12 protein-coding genes are annotated in these 18,346 nt (G+C 40.4%); 11 read left to right on the top strand and 1 reads right to left on the bottom strand.

Annotated elements, in window-relative coordinates:
• Window positions 1-229: 229 nt before the first annotated feature.
• The 8 genes from QZ334_RS02785 (at window position 230) to rplL (ending at window position 6,132) form a co-directional block, all read left to right on the top strand.
• Entirely contained in the window at window positions 230-2,467 is a 2,238-nt protein-coding gene (locus QZ334_RS02785) for a nitric-oxide reductase large subunit (protein WP_295231760.1), read from the top strand.
• Between the two features lie 269 nt (window positions 2,468-2,736).
• Window positions 2,737-2,886 carry a 50S ribosomal protein L33 gene (gene rpmG, locus QZ334_RS02790; RefSeq protein ID WP_004693530.1) on the top strand — a complete coding sequence of 50 codons (150 nt, stop codon included), beginning with the start codon at window positions 2,737-2,739 and terminating at the stop codon, window positions 2,884-2,886.
• A 41-nt stretch (window positions 2,887-2,927) separates the two neighbouring features.
• The gene (gene secE, locus QZ334_RS02795; protein WP_005385468.1) at window positions 2,928-3,149 is read left to right on the top strand and encodes a preprotein translocase subunit SecE; all 222 of its coding nucleotides are present in this window, start codon (window positions 2,928-2,930) and stop codon (window positions 3,147-3,149) included.
• Between the two features lie 12 nt (window positions 3,150-3,161).
• Window positions 3,162-3,698: a transcription termination/antitermination protein NusG gene (gene nusG, locus QZ334_RS02800; protein WP_005385471.1), complete on the top strand. Its 537-nt coding sequence runs from the start codon at window positions 3,162-3,164 to the stop codon at window positions 3,696-3,698.
• 103 nt (window positions 3,699-3,801) lie between these two features.
• On the top strand, window positions 3,802-4,227 hold the full coding sequence (rplK, locus tag QZ334_RS02805) for a 50S ribosomal protein L11 (protein ID WP_004693535.1): 426 nt from the start codon (window positions 3,802-3,804) through the stop codon (window positions 4,225-4,227).
• A 76-nt stretch (window positions 4,228-4,303) separates the two neighbouring features.
• Window positions 4,304-5,014, top strand: coding sequence for a 50S ribosomal protein L1 (gene rplA / locus QZ334_RS02810; protein ID WP_005385473.1), 711 nt, complete (start codon window positions 4,304-4,306; stop codon window positions 5,012-5,014).
• 172 nt (window positions 5,015-5,186) lie between these two features.
• Entirely contained in the window at window positions 5,187-5,693 is a 507-nt protein-coding gene (gene rplJ / locus QZ334_RS02815; RefSeq protein WP_039968977.1) for a 50S ribosomal protein L10, read from the top strand.
• 70 nt (window positions 5,694-5,763) lie between these two features.
• Entirely contained in the window at window positions 5,764-6,132 is a 369-nt protein-coding gene (gene rplL / locus QZ334_RS02820; RefSeq protein WP_005385476.1) for a 50S ribosomal protein L7/L12, read from the top strand.
• 101 nt (window positions 6,133-6,233) lie between these two features.
• On the opposite strand, the gene QZ334_RS02825 is transcribed toward rplL, so the two are convergent.
• Window positions 6,234-7,850 carry an ArnT family glycosyltransferase gene (locus QZ334_RS02825; protein ID WP_005385478.1) on the bottom strand — a complete coding sequence of 539 codons (1,617 nt, stop codon included), beginning with the start codon at window positions 7,848-7,850 and terminating at the stop codon, window positions 6,234-6,236.
• Between the two features lie 262 nt (window positions 7,851-8,112).
• On the opposite strand from QZ334_RS02825, the gene QZ334_RS02830 reads away from it, so the two are divergent.
• The 3 genes from QZ334_RS02830 (at window position 8,113) to rpoC (ending at window position 18,246) form a co-directional block, all read left to right on the top strand.
• On the top strand, window positions 8,113-9,528 hold the full coding sequence (locus tag QZ334_RS02830) for an aspartate ammonia-lyase (protein WP_295231767.1): 1,416 nt from the start codon (window positions 8,113-8,115) through the stop codon (window positions 9,526-9,528).
• 331 nt (window positions 9,529-9,859) lie between these two features.
• Window positions 9,860-14,014: a DNA-directed RNA polymerase subunit beta gene (gene rpoB, locus QZ334_RS02835; protein ID WP_105089709.1), complete on the top strand. Its 4,155-nt coding sequence runs from the start codon at window positions 9,860-9,862 to the stop codon at window positions 14,012-14,014.
• Between the two features lie 29 nt (window positions 14,015-14,043).
• Window positions 14,044-18,246: a DNA-directed RNA polymerase subunit beta' gene (gene rpoC, locus QZ334_RS02840; RefSeq protein WP_295231771.1), complete on the top strand. Its 4,203-nt coding sequence runs from the start codon at window positions 14,044-14,046 to the stop codon at window positions 18,244-18,246.
• Window positions 18,247-18,346 lie beyond the last annotated feature (100 nt).

Consider the following 18,346-nt stretch of genomic DNA (forward strand, 5'->3'; position numbering starts at 1 on the left):
GCGAAGGTGGCCATACAGTAGGCGCTGGCGTTGTAACTGAAATCGAAGGTTAATTAATAGCCTTTTATGAAAAATAGGACCCCAATGGGGTCCTATTTTTATGTTAATTTATATATTGTTTATTGTATTTGTAACCAAAGATACAGAAACTATAACTTGATAATGGTATTATAAATTTAAGGAGGGCAAAGGCCCTCCTTTTGTGTTTTTTAGAAAAGGAGGTAATGTGATGGGTGAATACAAAAAGTATTGGATAGCCGTAGTAGCCGTTCTTATTATTGGTTTTTCAATTCTTGGTTATCTAGGTACTGATGTGTATCATCAAGCACCGCCGGTGCCGACTGCGTATGTATCTCAAGATGGACAAGTCTTGTTCACAAAAGAAGATATTTTACATGGCCAATCGGCATGGCAATCTACAGGTGGTCAATCTGTAGGGACAGTTTTAGGTCATGGCGCTTATCAAGCTCCTGACTGGACAGCGGATTGGTTACATAAAGAAGTATCCATAATGTTGGATATTAAGTCGCAAGAGGCTTTTGGTGTTCTTTACAATCAATTAGGTTCTGCACAACAAGCAGCTGTTAAAGAAGTAGTAAAAGAAGAATATCTAGGTAGTGCCGTTCGCGATGACGGAACTGTGGTTTTATCTCCAGAGCGCATTACGGCGATGAATATTACAGGTCGTTATTTTGTTGAACTTTATGGTGATAATCCAGAGTTGACATTGACTCGTGATCATTTTGCAATGAAGGACAATACATTGCCTGAGTTACAAGACCGTATTGATATGGCTCGTTTCTTCTTCTGGACTACGTGGATGGCATCTACCCAACGTCCTGGTACAGATGCGACATACACTAATAACTGGCCACATGAACCGTTATTGGATCATAATCCAACACCTGAAAGTGTTGCCTGGTCTGTTGTGAGTGTCATCATTTTATTATGTGGCATAGGTGTAGTTGTATGGTTGTGGTCCTTTGGTAAGAAAGACGACGAACATGCATTGGTTCCACCAGCAGAAGATCCAATTAGCAAGATTACCTTGACTCCATCTCAACGTGCATTAGGAAAATATTTATTTACAATCCTAGCATTGTTCTTATTCCAATTGGGGATGGGTGGTATCATTGCTCACTATACTGTAGAAGGTCAAGCGTTCTATGGTATTCCTTTAGCTCAATACTTCCCATATTCTATTGCCCGTACATGGCATATTCAAGCGTCCTTGTTCTGGATTGCTATGGCATTCTTAAGCGCTGGTTTATTCTTGGCACCAATTATTAATGGTGGTAAGGATCCTAAATATCAAAAACTAGGTGTAGATATTTTATTCTGGGCGCTTGTAGTTCTCGTAGTTGGTTCCTTCGCTGGCACATATTTAGGTGTAGCACATCAAATTCCAGCAGCCTGGAATTTCCTTCTCGGACACCAAGGTTACGAATATATAGAACTAGGTCGTATTTGGCAATGGATTGAATACATTGGTATTCTATTCTGGCTTGTACTCATGATACGTAGCATTATTGGTGCTTTCAAACAAAAAGGGGATAAAAACCTTATTGCTGCCTTTATCTTCTCTGTTATCATGGTAGGTATCTTCTATGGTCCAGGTTTGTTCTATGGTGAACATAGCCACTTAGCAATTATGGAGTACTGGCGTTGGTGGGTAATTCATCTTTGGGTAGAAGGCTTCTTCGAAGTATTCTCTACTACATTGATGGCATTTATCTTTGTTACACTAGGGCTTGTATCATATCGTGCCGGTACAGTGGCAGCCATTTCCTCTGGTGCTATTTATCTCATTGGTGGTATTCCTGGTACATTCCATCATTTATACTTTACAGGTGTTACATCTACTATTGTGGCGACAGGCGCATCCTTCTCCGCATTGGAAGTAGTACCACTTGTACTATTAGGTTATGAAGCCTTTGAAAACTATACACGTCTTCACAGCGCACCTTGGATGCATCGTTTGAAATGGCCTGTATACTGCTTCATTGCGGTATCCTTCTGGAATCTTGTTGGTGCGGGGGTCTTCGGCTTCTTGATCAATATGCCTGTATCCTTGTTCTACATTCAAGGTCTTAATACAACTGCAGTACATGCGCATACCGCATTGTTTGGCGTATATGGTTTCTTAAGCTTAGGCTTTGTATTCCTTATTGCTCGTTATATTCGACCTGAAGTTGAATTCAACGATAAATTGATGAAATTTGGGTTCTGGGCTCTCAATATAGGCCTTGCCTTAATGGTGCTCATCAGCTTATTGCCGATTGGTCTTATCCAAGCGTGGGCAAGCATTACACATGGTTTGTGGTTTGCACGTAGTGAAGAATTTATGCAACAACCATTGTTACAAAACTTGCGTTGGCTTCGTATGATTGGTGATACAATACTAATCATTGGTGCCGTAGCATTCTTCTGGCAAATTGTGAAAGTTCTATTTCCGAAGAAATCGTAATTGACAGGCATAATATAATTCTATGCATTAACGGCATAAATTGCATGAAAAATATGTGATAATTTATTACCATATTAATGGCGTTCCTTTCTAGACAAGGAACGCCATTTTTTGTTATACTATCCCTGTCAGGTACATGTGCCTGGCTTTTTTGAGTTGCTCAAAATTCTTGACATCGCTTGCTACGTATGATATATTTCTTTAGTATGTAGTCGAGCGTTTTCGAGTACAAGAGACAGATTAGTAAATAAAAAGCGAGGTGTATCCGGATGCGTAATGCCATTACTTTAGCTTGCACAGATTGCAAACAACGTAACTATCAAACGAACAAGAATAAAAAGAACAATCCTGATCGTATTGAAATGATGAAATATTGCAAATTCTGCGGTAAACATACATTACACCGTGAAACAAAATAATTCTTATCATTCATTACCTGTTGATTTGAGGATGTGAAACAATGGCAAAGTCTAACTCAGCAGTGCAGCAGCGTGGTGGATTTGGAAAATTCTTCCGCGGTGTGAAAGCTGAACTTAAAAAAGTAGTCTGGCCAACAAAAAAAGAACTCATCAATTACACAATAGTAGTATTTTTAGTGACGATTTTTATCGCCTTTATTATTTATGTACTTGATGCAGTCTTTGCCCAACTTTTTAATACGTTGTTGCACTTTGTTGGATAAGGGGGCCATTTCATGGAAGCAGATAAGAAGTGGTATGTAATTCATACCTATTCAGGCTACGAAAATAAAGTTAAAACCACTCTTGAACTTAAAGTTCAGTCTATGGGTCTACAAGATGTGATTAGCCGAATTTTGGTACCTCTTGAAGACGAAATAGACGAAAAAGATGGGGTTAAAAAAGTAGTAAAACGTAAGATATTTCCTGGGTACGTATTGGTTGAAATGGAAGTTAACGACCGCTCTTGGTATGTTGTGCGCAACACACCAGGTGTAACAGGCTTCGTTGGCTCTGCCACTAAACCAGTTCCACTTTCTGATTCCGAAGTAGAACATATACTTAAGTCTCAGGGCTTGGATAAGAAACCAAGCATCAACATCGATGTAGAAGTTGGTGAAACGGTACGCATTACGTCCGGGGCCTTTGAAGATAAACTAGGTGTTATTACCGAACTTAACCCTGAAAAAGGAACATTAAAACTTAATGTGGAAATGTTCAACCGAGATACCGAGGTAGAGGTAGAGTTCTCTCAAATTGAGAAAGCTCTTTAATATATATATTATAACTCTAAAAAAGAGCAATCGATTTTGGTTGCCAGTGGGAGGATGTATATCCGTTACCACCACAGTATAAGCATAGGAGGTTTAATTACCCATGGCTAAGAAATTAGTTAAACAAGTAAAACTACAAATTGAAGCCGCTAAAGCTACTCCAGCACCACCAGTTGGTCCTGCACTAGGTCAAGCAGGTGTTAACATCGTTGCTTTCACAAAAGAATTCAACGAACGTACTGCTAAACAAGCTGGCTTAATTATCCCAGTAGTTATTAACGTATATGAAGATCGTAGCTTCGACTTCATCACTAAGACTCCACCAGCTGCAGTATTATTGAAAAAAGCTGCAGGTATTCCAAAAGGTTCTGGTGTACCTAACCGTGATAAAGTAGCAAAAGTAGGTCGCGATAAAGTTCGTGAAATTGCTGAATTGAAAATGCCTGACTTGAATGCTAATACCGTAGAACAAGGTATGCGCATGGTAGAAGGTACTGCTCGCAGCATGGGCATTGAAATCGTTGACTAATAAGCGTACGACTTGCGCATAAGGCGCAAATCGGTGGGAGGGAATTCCCGTTTGACCACATAAGGAGGATATTATAATGGCAAAAGTAGGTAAGAAATACGCTGAGGCAGTAAAACTTATTGAAGCTGGTAAGTTCTACGAACCAGTAGAAGCAATCGAGTTGGTTAAGAAAACTGCAACTGCAAATTTCGATGAAACAGTTGAAATCGCTTTCAACTTGAATGTCGACCCTAAATACGCTGATCAACAAGTTCGTGGTGCAGTAGTATTGCCTCATGGTACTGGCAAAACTAAACGCGTTCTTGTATTCGCAAAAGGCGACAATATTAAAGCAGCTGAAGAAGCTGGTGCAGATTTCGTAGGTTCTGAAGAGTTAGTAGCTAAAATCCAAGGTGGTTGGAGCGACTTCGACGTAGTAGTTGCTACACCAGACATGATGGGTCAAGTTGGCCGTCTTGGTAAAATCTTGGGTCCTAAAGGCTTGATGCCAAACCCTAAAGTTGGTACAGTAACTCCAGACGTTGCTCGTGCAGTAAACGAAATCAAAGCTGGTAAAATCGAATACCGTACTGATAAAGCAGGTATTATCTCTTGCTCCATCGGTAAAGCGTCCTTCGATGAAGAAAAATTACTTGACAACTACCGTACAATCGTTGATACTATTATCAAGGCTAAACCTGTAGCAGCTAAAGGTCAATACATTAAATCTGTAACCTTGTCCGCTACAATGGGCCCTGGTGTGCCTTTGAACGTGTTCAAATTGAGCAACGTTACAAAAGAGCAATAATCACATATGTCTCTTAGCTGTAGACGGCTGGTATGTATAATGGATGAAAATCCGCCCGCTGAGGCTGACACTAGATAATCTAGGACTAGTTCGACCTCATCGCGTGCGATGGGGTCGTTTTTACGCTAAGATAGTACATAGAGCACCAAAAAATCTACAAGGAGGTAATCTAATGGCTGTCACTGAACAAAAGAAAGCAATCGTTGCTCAAATGAAAGAAACTCTTTCTGAAGCAAAAGGCGCTGTATTGATTGGTTACACTGGTTTGACTGTTGCGCAAGCAACTGATCTTCGCCGCAAAATGTTGGCTGAAGGCGTTGAATACAAAGTAATCAAAAATACTTTGACTCGCATTGCTGCAAATGAATTGAATCTTGAAGGTTTCGCTGAGCATTTAGAAGGTCCAACTGCATTGGCTACTTCTAAAGAAGATGCTGTTGCACCTGCTCGTGTAATCGAACAATTCATCAAATCTACTGAGAAAGAAGTTGTAACAGTTAAAGCTGGTATCGTTGAAGGCGAAGTTATGGATGCTGCAGGCGTTAAAGCAATTGCAAGTCTTCCAAATCGCGAAGGCATGCTTTCCATGTTGCTTTCCGTATTGCAAGCTCCTGTTCGCAACGTTGCATACGCTGTCAAAGCTGTTGCAGAAGCTCAACCAGCAGAAGCTGCAGAATAATAATTTCTGCGAAGTATTCATTGGTCGCTTAAGACTGATACAATAAACTATTTTATGGAGGAAAACTAAAATGGCATTGAACATTGAAAACATCGTTGCTGAATTGAAAGAAGCAACTATTCTTGAACTTAATGATCTTGTAAAAGCAATTGAAGAAGAATTTGGCGTAACTGCAGCAGCTCCTGTAGCTGTAGCAGCTGCTGGTGGTGCTGAAGGCGGCGCTGCTAAAGATTCCTTCGACGTAATCTTGAAAGATGCTGGCGCATCCAAAATCAACGTAATCAAAGTTGTTCGTGAAGCAACTGGTCTTGGCTTGAAAGAAGCTAAAGCTATCGTTGACGGCGCTCCTGCACCTGTAAAAGAAGGCGTAGCTACTGAAGCAGCTGAAGCTTTGAAAGCTCAATTGGAAGAAGCTGGCGCAACTGTAGAATTGAAATAATTCTAGCCATAATAAAAGGCGTACCCTCGGGTACGCCTTTTTTGTTATAGAATTAACATTTGAAGTTATCCATTAATATCAATTAGCTGATTTTTCTATGATTATTGAATTTTATAAATGCTAGCCGATTTAGTTTTTCCAACTTCTGTTGCTATGTTATTGGTTGGTGAATTAGCAAATTCTTTACTATATTTATTTGGCACAATGATGGTAGCACCTTTCTCATTAGATATCCTAGTATCAAATTCTTCTACTGTTATTGTGGGCATCAATGTTTTGCCTGCTGTCCATACTGGATTATCTGTAGTATGTACAAATACTTGAGTTGGTGTATCTTTTGTATAATACACAATCGATGTATAGTAGGTACCATATATATATGTGTGTTGTGCACTTGACTCAATATATGGCTTGAATTGAAGCCCCGATTGATCAGATAAAATAGGTGTTACAGTTATTGTGATTGCCGTATATAAAATAGTTAAAGGTGTGGCTAAATAGATAGATAATGGTACGTTGCGATTTCTATACCGTTTAACTACTAGTGCAAATAGTACTAGTAATACGAATGCACTAATTAATGGTATAGGATTTAATTCTGGTGTTGCGATGCTGGCTACTAGGAATAAGATTGTATATATGCCTAATGGAATCGTTACAATATATTTAAAACTAGTACTCTTGTTATGGCAGCTAGTTGTGATAGCTTCAGCACCCCAGATAAGACATGGGATTATTGCTGGTAACGTATAGGTTATATACTTTGTGGCCACTAGTGAATAGAATAATACAATTACTACAAACCAGATGGCGCCGAGAAGATAAAAATTATTTTTCCAGGTAATGTTTTTGAGTCGGTAAATAACGGCTGGTGTCCATGGTAATAGAGCAAGAGGGACAATGATTAGGTAATAATACCAAACATTGAATTTTGGATGCTCAGATACAAGTGCTCGCTCCATGTTGTGAAGCCCTAGGAAACCAGATATGAATTCTTGACCGTGAATCGAGTACATAGCGATGTACCATGGACTGGCAAGAACTATAAATAAGAGAATTCCCAAAGGATTAAATAATAATGTAATATCTTTAGCAAGTGAGTATTCATCCTTATCTTTTTGGGTAAGCCATCGTGCAGCAATGAATAGTAATAGTATTAATCCAGGCAGAACAATACCAACGGGCCCTTTAGTTACAACCGCTAAGGCTGCCGCTCCATAGGCTTTTACCATGGAATGTTTATCGTTGTTGGTGAAAGCTAGATAAGAATAGCCGAAGATAGCTAGTGAAAAGAAGAATAGGAAGCCGTCTGTTATGACTGCGTGAGAAATGTACCAGAACTGTAAGGCACCAAACAAAAGTATGGCACTCGTAATTGCTATATGCGTGGACTCTTTAATGCGATACACAAGATGGTACATAAGCGCAACACTGCCACCAGCAATAAGTGTATTTGGTATGCGCGATGTAAAGTCAGATATGCCAAATAGTTTATAGCTTATCATAAGCGCCCAATAGGTGAGGGGCGGTTTATCATACCAGACTTGGTCATATATCATGGGGGATATCCATGAGTTATGTTTTAACATTGTAATAGCAGATAATACATAGTTAGATTCAACCGGATCGGTTATGGGTAGATAGGCATTATAGAAACCGTAACTTAGTACGGTTAATAAAAATAGCGCACCTATGCGCAGCATGTGATTGTTAATCATAATTACTCCTTACTTACATAGTTTATATTATTGTACTATAGGGCGTGTAATAATTAAACCAATGAAAGATAAAGCTTTTAGCAATATGGAAATAGTTACAAAAAAATTATTTATGAAATAATATATTGTATAGAATATTGTTTGTACAGAATACATGAAATGACTTTTATGTATACAAAATACATGCTATAATGAGCGCGTAAGATAAAACCGTTTCATTGAAATACTATTTTGTATAAAAATAGTAGAAAGAGGATTTATTATGAGAAAAGAACATGATTTCTTAGGTGAATTAGAAGTAGCTGATGAATTATATTACGGTGTACAAACAATTCGTGCATTAGAAAACTTCCATATTACAGGAAAACATTTGGACCAAGACTTTATCAAAGCATTGGCAATGGTTAAAAAAGCATCTGCTTTAGCGAATATGAAAACTGGTCGCTTAAATGTATCTATTGGTAAAGCTATTGTACAAGCTGCAGACGAAGTAATTGAAGGTCAATTTGCTGACCAATTCCCTGTTGATCCAATTCAAGGTGGTGCAGGTACTTCTGTAAACATGAATATGAACGAAGTATTGGCTAACCGTGCTTGTGAAATTTTGGGGCATCCAAAAGGAAGCTATGATATTGTAAGCCCTAACAACCATTGTAATATGGCACAATCTACAAATGATGCTTTCCCAACAGCAATCAAGGTATGTGCAATTTTAAAATCTAAACCTTTACTTGAAGCATTACAACGCCTTGTTGATGAACTTGAGAAAAAGGCTGATGAATATAGCGGAATTTTGAAAATGGGTCGCACTCATTTACAAGATGCGGTGCCAATTACATTAGGCCAAGAAATGGGTGCCTATGCATCTGGTGTTCGCCGCGGTATTAAACGTATTAAATCTGCCGTTGAAGGTGCACATGTAATTAACATGGGTGCTACTGCAGTTGGTACAGGCCTTAACGCGGAACCTAATTATATTCATGATGTAGCATACGAACTTAGTGAAGTAGTAGGCGAACCATTCTATACAGCTGAAAACTTAATTGATGCTACTAACAATACAGATATCTTTGCAGATATTTCCAGCGGTTTGAAAGTTACTGCTCTCGTATTGATTAAAATGGCCAACGACTTCCGCTTGATGGCATCTGGTCCTCGTTGTGGTATTGGGGAATTAAAATTACCAGCTCGTCAACCTGGTTCTTCCATCATGCCAGGCAAGGTTAACCCTGTTATCGCCGAAGTATTGAACCAAGTATGTTATCAAGTTATCGGTAATGACCTTACAATTACATTGGCTGTAGAAAATGGTCAATTCGAATTGAACGTAATGGAACCTGTATTGGCTTACAATTTGTTCAATAATCTTTGCTACCTCAAAAACGGTGTAAATACATTCGTTGATAAATTACTCGTGGATCTTGAAGTAGATCGTGAACAATGCGAATACTGGTTGAATCGTTCCGTTGGTATCGTAACAGCATTGTTGCCACACCTTGGCTATGAAACAGCATCTTCTCTTGCGAAAGAAGCATATACCACTGGTCGTGCTATCCGTGATATCATCTTGGAAAAAGGTTTGTTGACTGAAGATGAAATCAATCATATCCTTTCTCCTAAAGAAATGACTCGCCCTGGTATTGCTGGTGCTAATCTTTTAAAACAAAAAGGCAACTAACATAGTCAGTTGTTTTGATACATGAATAAAGCATGAAAATGAAAGACTGTCAACCCTTTTGGTTGACAGTCTTTTTTAATACTGATAGAATTATATATTGCAAAAGTAGCGTTTCCTGCTTTTGGATATAAAAACTATAACTTGAATAGTGATGAGGTTTTCTTCCAAGGTTGTGCTTGGTTAATGGAAAGCAAGGTTATTTTTAAAAATGAAATGGGCCTTGCTTTATTTGACGTTATCCGAGCAGGAAAACTGAGACCTGTAAGATGTCTTTTCCGTGCCGTTATAGAAAATGGTAGACCAGTGTGTTTTGATAGGGGTGAAAGCAAATATGTTCAAACCTGAACAGGTAGGCAAACGAACTCGTTATACGTACGCAAAAATTAACGAAGTTATCAAGATGCCGCATTTATTGGACATTCAGCGTAAATCGTATGAGTGGTTCTTGGAGAGTGGTTTACAAAATATTTTCAACGATATTTCTCCGATTAAAGACAATTCAGGTAATCTAGTACTTTCTTTCGAAGGTTTCAGCTTAGGTGAACCTAAGTATGATATTAATGAATGTAAAAACCGTGATGCTACTTACGCAGCACCACTTCGTGTAAATATTCGCTTGGTAAATAATGATCCAGAAAATATGGACATTAAAGAACAAGAAGTATTCATGGGCGATTTCCCATTGATGACTGACACAGGTACTTTCATCATCAATGGTGCAGAACGTGTAATCGTATCCCAATTGGTACGTTCTCCAGGCGTTTACTACAATAAAGAAATCGATACAATGGGTAACCGTTTGTACGATTCCACAGTTATTCCTAACCGTGGCGCATGGATTGAACTTGAAACTGATGCTAGCGAAGTTGTTGCTGTTCGTATTGACCGTAATCGTAAATTACCAGCTACTGTATTGGTACGTGCATTAGGTTGGGATACTAATGAAAGCATCCTTGACCTCTTCTGGAATGGTAAAACTGATGAAGATGGTTTGCCAGTATATGATGAACGCATCGTTCGTACATTAGAAAAAGATACAACTCAATCTGCTGATGAAGCATTGGTTGAAATCTATAAAAAATTACGTCCAGGCGAGCCTCCAACAGTAGAGTCTGCTCGTAACTTGTTTGATAACTTGTTCTTCGATGCACGCCGTTATGATTTAGCGCGCGTTGGTCGTTACAAATTGAACAAAAAACTTGGCTGGCGTCAACGTATGTTGGGTCAAACATTGGCTCAACCAATCGTAGATCCAGAAACTGGCGAAATCATTCTTGATGCAGGTGTACAAGTTGGAGAAGAACAACTTGATATCGTTGCTAATAGCCATGTATTCGATGGTGAAGGCTTCGCTGAGTTCTACATCGTAAATAACGATGGTGTAGAATCTAAAGTTATCTGTAACAACTGCAACTTGCCATATGATCACCGTACAGTAACACGTGAAGACATGATTGCTAACATCTCTTACTTGCTCAACCTTATGGATGGCGCAGGTCATACAGATGATATCGACCACTTGGGCAACCGTCGTCTTCGCTGTGTAGGTGAATTGTTGCAAAACCAATTCCGTATTGGTTTAACTCGTATGGAACGTGTTGTTCGTGAACGTATGACAATTCAAGAAATCGAATCTATCACGCCTCAAGCGTTGATTAACATTCGCCCTGTAGTGGCAGCAATCAAAGAATTCTTTGGTTCTTCCCAATTGTCTCAGTTCATGGACCAAACAAACCCATTAGCAGAATTGACTCACAAACGTCGTCTTTCTGCCCTTGGCCCTGGCGGTTTATCTCGTGAGCGTGCAGGCTTCGAAGTTCGTGACGTGCATCACTCTCACTATGGCCGTATGTGTCCAATTGAAACTCCAGAAGGTCCAAACATCGGTTTGATCAACTCCTTGTCTAACTATGCGAAAGTAAATGAATTCGGTTTCATTGAGGCTCCATACCGTAAAGTAGAAAAAATCTATGGTACAGGTGCTGATGCAGACAAAGTTGTAAAAGTTCGTGTCACTGATTCCGTTGTATACATGACAGCAGATGAAGAAGAAGGTATGACAATTGCCCAAGCGAACTCCCCAATCGATGCTGAAGGTTACTTCACTAATGAACACGTTGCTTGTCGTCGTGGTCATGACGTATTGGAAGTTACACCTGATAAGGTAGACTACATGGACGTTAGTCCAAAAGAAGTTGTATCCATCGGTACAGCTATGATTCCATTCCTTGAAAATGACGATGCTAACCGTGCCTTGATGGGTGCGAACATGCAACGTCAAGCGGTACCACTCTTGCGCGCTCAAGCTCCACTTGTTGGTACAGGTATGGAATATACAGCAGCTACTGACTCCGGCGTTTGCGTGCTTGCTCGTGAAGCTGGTAAAGTTGTACGTTGCTGGGGTAATGAAATCCACGTTCTTCGTGATAGCGATGGTCGTGTTGATACATATCGTTTGAATAAATTCCTTCGTTCTAACCAATCCACATGCTTTAACCAAAAACCAATCGTTAATCGTGGCGACCATGTTGTAAAAGGTCAAGTATTGGCTGATGGTCCTGCTACTGATGGCGGTGAATTGGCGTTAGGTTATAACGTTCTTGTAGCGTTCATGCCTTGGGAAGGTTATAACTACGAAGATGCGATCTTGCTTAGTGAAGAGCTTTGTAAAGAAGATATCTATACATCCATTCATATTGAAGAGTACGAATGTGATGCGCGTGACACTAAATTAGGTGCTGAAGAAATCACTCGTGAATTACCTAATACTGGTGATGACACACTTAAAAACCTTGATGAAGATGGTATCATCTGCATTGGTGCAGAAGTACATCCTGGCGACATTCTCGTAGGTAAAGCTACACCAAAAGGTGAAACTGAATTAACACCTGAAGAACGCTTATTGCGCGCTATCTTTGGTGATAAAGAACGCGAAGTTCGCGACACATCCTTGCGCGTACCTCATGGCGAATCTGGTAAAGTTGTAGACGTTAAAGTCTTCACTCGTGAAAACGGTGACGAATTACAACCAGGTGTAAATAAACTTGTTCGCGTATACATCGCTCAAAAACGTAAGATTCATGAAGGCGATAAAATGGCGGGCCGTCATGGTAACAAAGGTGTCGTTTCTCGCGTTATGAGAAAAGAAGATATGCCATTCCTTCCAGATGGTACTCCAGTGCAAATCGTATTGAACCCATTGGGCGTACCTTCTCGTATGAACATCGGTCAGGTTCTTGAAACTCACTTGGGTTGGGCTGTTCAAGGCTTAGGTATGAAAATCAAAGCTACAGACCTTCACATTCAAAACGTGTTGAAAGAAGCTCGTACTGATGCATCTTACTGGGAACAAATTGACGCTATTCGCGGCTTATATGCTGAAATTGAAGAATTAGAAGCAAAAGCTAAAGAAGACGTAACTGTTCCTCATTTCGACATCGATGAAAAAATCATCGACTTGAAATCTCAAATTCTTGGTCATGTAGAGTCTGCAGCGCAAAAGAAACTTGAAGCTCTTGGCGGCGAAGCTCGTTATCAAGAACTTAAAGCTATTGAAGCTAAATACAATGCACTTCATGTAGAATTCTTCGACTCTGAAGAAGACGCTCCAGAAATGGATCCAGCTCTTGTAGAAGAATTAGAAGCTATTAATAAAGTTAAAACTACATTGAACCATATTGAATCTGCTCGTGCTAAACGCGTTGAAATTCGTCATGAACTCGAAGGCCTTGGTTACGATTATGAAACATATGGCATGCCAAAACCAGATGTAGCTGGTATTCACATTGCTACACCTGTATTTGATGGTGCGCATGAAAAAGACGTATTTGAAACATTAGGTATTGCTGGTCGTTCCGATGATGGTAAAACAGTATTGTACGATGGTCGTACTGGTGAACCTATGGATAACCGTGTAACTGTTGGTTACGTATACATGCTTAAACTCCATCACTTGGTTGATGATAAAATCCATGCTCGTTCCACAGGTCCGTACTCCCTTGTTACACAACAACCATTGGGTGGTAAAGCTCAATTCGGTGGTCAACGTTTCGGGGAAATGGAAGTTTGGGCTCTCGAAGCATATGGCGCAGCTTATACACTTCAAGAGCTATTAACTGTTAAGTCTGACGACGTTGTTGGTCGTGTGAAAGCATACGAAAAAATCGTTAAAGGCGAAAACATCCCTGAACCAGGTGTACCTGAGTCCTTCAAGGTATTGCTCAAAGAACTTCAAAGTATTGGTCTTGATGTAAAAATCTTGAATGAAGATCAAGAAGAAGTTGTTATGAAAGAACTTGATGACGAAGATGAAGTGGTAGAAACTGGCATTGAAGAAGTTATGGAAGGCAGTGCAGTAGAAACTGATGAAGTAACTGTAGTAGAGCCAGAAGTAGAGGAAGAAGCACCTGCTGATAATGGCGGTGAAGACGATATCCTTAGCCAATTGGCGTTCCCAATGGGCGATTCCTCTAACGATGAAGACTAAAACTATCTATAAGGAAGGGAGCGATAGTAGTGCTAGACGTAAATGAATTCGATTCCATGCGAATCGGTTTAGCCTCTCCAGAGCAGATCTTAGCTTGGTCTCATGGGGAAGTTAAGAAACCTGAAACTATTAACTACCGTACGTTGAAGCCAGAACGTGATGGTCTATTCTGCGAACGCATTTTTGGACCAACAAAGGACTGGGAATGTCACTGCGGCAAATATAAACGCATTCGCCATAAAGGCGTAGTCTGCGATAAATGTGGTGTAGAGGTTACACGTGCAAAAGTACGTCGTGAACGTATGGGCCATATCCAATTGGCTACTCCTGTATCTCACATTTGGTACTTTAAAGGTATCCCATCCCGCATGGGCCTAATCCTTGATGTATCTCCACGTTCCTTGGAACGCGTATTATACTTTGCTTCCTACATCGTAGTAGATCCAGCTGGTACTCCATTGGCAAAACGCCAATTGTTGTCCGAGCAAGAGTACCGCGAATATGAAGCTCAATTTAACGAAGACGGTTATACTATCGGTGGTAAATCCGTCGTAATCGAAACAGTAGCTCAACGTAACGAACGTTTGGCTATTGTTCGCGAAGCACAACGCAAAGAGCGCTATAATGCGGCTCTTCGCGATGATGCAACAATCCCAGAAGCAGATAAAGAATACGAAGAATTAACTCGTGAAGAGCGTTATGAATTGGGCGCTGCTGAAGAAGTTCTCTTCGTATGTATCGACATGGGTGCTGAGGCTGTAAAAGCTCTCTTAGCAGAACTTGATTTAGAAGCATTGAATGCTGAATTGCGCGAAGAATTGAACACTGCTAGTGGTCAACGTAAAATCCGTGCAGTTCGTCGTTTAGAAGTAGTAGAAGCATTCCGTCAATCTGGCAACCGTCCAGAATGGATGATTATGGATGTTGTTCCTGTTATCCCACCTGAATTGCGCCCTATGGTTCAATTAGATGGTGGTCGTTTCGCTACATCTGACCTCAATGATTTGTACCGTCGTGTTATCAACCGTAACAACCGTTTGAAACGTTTGTTAGACTTAGGTGCTCCTGACATCATCGTGCGCAACGAAAAACGTATGCTTCAAGAAGCTGTTGACGCATTGATCGATAATGGTCGCCGTGGCCGTCCTGTAACAGGTCCTGGTAACCGTCCATTGAAATCCTTGTCCGATATGCTTAAAGGTAAACAAGGTCGTTTCCGTCAAAACTTGCTTGGTAAACGTGTTGACTACTCTGGTCGTTCCGTTATCGTAGTAGGTCCTGAACTTAAAATGCACCAATGTGGTTTGCCTAAAGAAATGGCATTGGAATTGTTCAAACCTTTCGTTATGAAACGTTTGGTAGAACGCGGTCAAGCATCCAACATCAAGGCAGCTAAACGCCAAGTAGAAAGAATTGGCCCTGGTGTATGGGAATCCTTAGAAGAGGTAATCAAAGAACATCCAGTTCTCTTGAACCGTGCCCCTACATTGCATAGACTTGGTATTCAAGCCTTCGAACCAATCCTTTGGGAAGGCCGTGCTATTAAATTGCATCCATTAGTATGTACTGCCTTCAACGCCGACTTTGACGGTGACCAAATGGCGTGTCACTTACCATTGTCCGTAGAAGCACAAGCAGAAGCTCGTACATTGATGCTTTCTAGCCATAATATCTTGTCTACTAAAGACGGTAAACCAGTAGCAGTACCTTCTCAAGATATGATCTTGGGTACATACTACTTAACAGTTGTACGCGAAGATACTCGTGATAAAGCAAAAACATTTGCTACTTATGACGAAGTAATGCTTGCATACGAGTCTCATATCATTGGCTTGCAAGATATTCTTTATATCCGTTTACCTGACCATGGCCGTGTAGAAACTACAGCTGGTCGCTTAATCTTCAACAATGCATTATTCCCAGAATTATGGCAATACGAAAAACGTGAAGATGGCACTTACTCTTTAGGTAAGGTTATGGATAAGAAAACAGTTGGTAAATTGGTTGACCAATGCTTCCAATTGTTTGGCAATGAAAAAACTGCAGAACTCTTGGACCGTATCAAATCCTTGGGTTACTCCTTCGCTCGTCGCGCAGGTATGACTGTAGCTATTGCAGATATTAAAGTACCAGAAGTAAAAACTGGTTTATTAGACACAGCAGAACAAGAAGTAGAAAAAGTATCTCGCTTGTATCGCCGTGGTCTTATTACAGAAGAAGAACGTTACCGTAAAACCATCCAATTGTGGACTCAAGCAACAGAAGATGTTACTGACGCCATGATGGATAATATGGCGCGCGACAAAGATGGCTTCAACCCTGTTTACATGATGGCTATCTCTGGTGCCCGTGGTAACAAACAACAGATTCGTCAGCTTGCTGGTATGCGTGGTTTGATGGCCGATCCATCTGGTCGTATCATCGACTTACCAATCAAAGCAAACTTTAAAGAAGGCTTGACTGTATTGGATTACTTTACATCCTCTCATGGTGCTCGTAAAGGTTTGGCCGATACAGCGCTTCGTACAGCTGACTCCGGTTACTTGACTCGTCGTCTTGTTGACGTATCTCAAGACGTTATCGTTCGTGAGGACGATTGTGACGTTGTAGGTATCGATCTCGTTCGTGAACGCGCTCGTTTGGCTACATCTCCACGTCAAGCATTGGAATTGTTGAAAGACAAGCTTATTGGTCGTGTTCTAGATAAAGATGTAGTGAATGTAGAAACAGGGGAACTTGTTGTACCTGCTGAAACTATCTTGGACGAACAATGCTTAGCTGATATTGCAGAATCCGGTGTTACATCCGTCGCATTGCGCGGTGCTCACTTGGGCTCTGATAGCGATATCAACCATACTAATTTGGTTCAAAAAATTATTCTTGGTGAAAGCGACGACAGCATCCGTGCAACATTAAAAGAAACTATGGTTCAAAATATGTTGAACAAGGATACTGTACAAGCAATTGTTGACAGTGAAGGTATTGAAATCTTCCCTGCTAATACACGCCTCACTGAAGAAGGCATCGAAGCTATTCTTAACTCCGATGTAAAAGAAGTACAAGTACGCAACAACGAAATCCACGGTATCGAAGTGGAAGCAATCGTTGAGGGTACTGGCGTTATTGAACCATTAAAAGATCGTATCGTAGGCCGTATTGCAGCTGAAGAATTAGTTAATAAAGAAACTGGCGAAGTTATCGTTCCTCTTAACGGTGAAATCACAGAACCATTGGCTGATGAAGTTGTAAAACACTACGAAACAGTTAAAATCCGTTCCGTATTGACTTGCCGTAGCCCTTATGGTGTATGTCGCAAGTGTTATGGTCGCGACCTTGGTACAGGTGGTCAAGTTCAAGTTGGTGAAGCTGTAGGTATTATTGCAGCGCAATCCATCGGTGAACCTGGTACTCAGTTGACAATGCGTACATTCCATACAGGTGGTGTCGCAGGTGACGATATTACACAAGGTTTGCCACGTGTCGAAGAATTGTTCGAAGCACGTAAACCAAAACGTAATGCGATCATCGCAGAAAATGAAGGTACAGTTCGCGTTGTACCTAACGAAGGTAAAAAAGGTACTAATACTATCTTCATCACTGGTGAGGACGGTATTGAACTCGATTACCTCATCCCTTATGGTTCTCGCATTATCGTTAAAGACGGTGATGTTGTATCCTTAGGTGCACGTTTAACAGAAGGTTCTATCAACCCTCATGACATTATGCGCGTAATGGGTACAGAAGCAACTCAACGTTACCTCGTATACGAAGTACAAAAAGTATATAAATCTCAAGGTGTAGAAATTAACGATAAACATATCGAAGTTATCGTACGTCAAATGCTTCACAAAGTAAAAGTTGAAACAGCTGGCGATGCAGATATGCTTCCAGGAGATATGGTCGACGTTAATACCTTTGACGAAGAAAACCGTCGTCTTACTCTTAATGGCCGTGAAAATGCTACTGGCAAACGTACATTATTGGGTATTACTAAAGCCGCTTTGGCAACGGATTCCTTCTTGTCTGCTGCGTCCTTCCAAGAAACAACACGTGTTCTTACAGATGCCGCTATCAAAGGTAAAATCGATCCATTATTGGGCTTAAAAGAAAATGTAATCATCGGTAAATTGATCCCTGCTGGTACTGGCATGAGCCGTTACCGTAAGATTGAGGTTGTTAAAAACACACCTGAAATCATCGATATTACAGAAGAAGCTGCTATAGAAGAATAATCTATAGGGATACTATAAAAGAGCGTGCCTTAGGGCACGCTCTTTTTTTAATCCCAAACTTGCTGTTACAGATAGACGTGTCATAGGGAATAAATAAAAT

It is taken from the genome of Veillonella sp., assembly GCF_019414865.1.
In the GTDB taxonomy this organism is placed as follows: domain Bacteria; phylum Bacillota; class Negativicutes; order Veillonellales; family Veillonellaceae; genus Veillonella.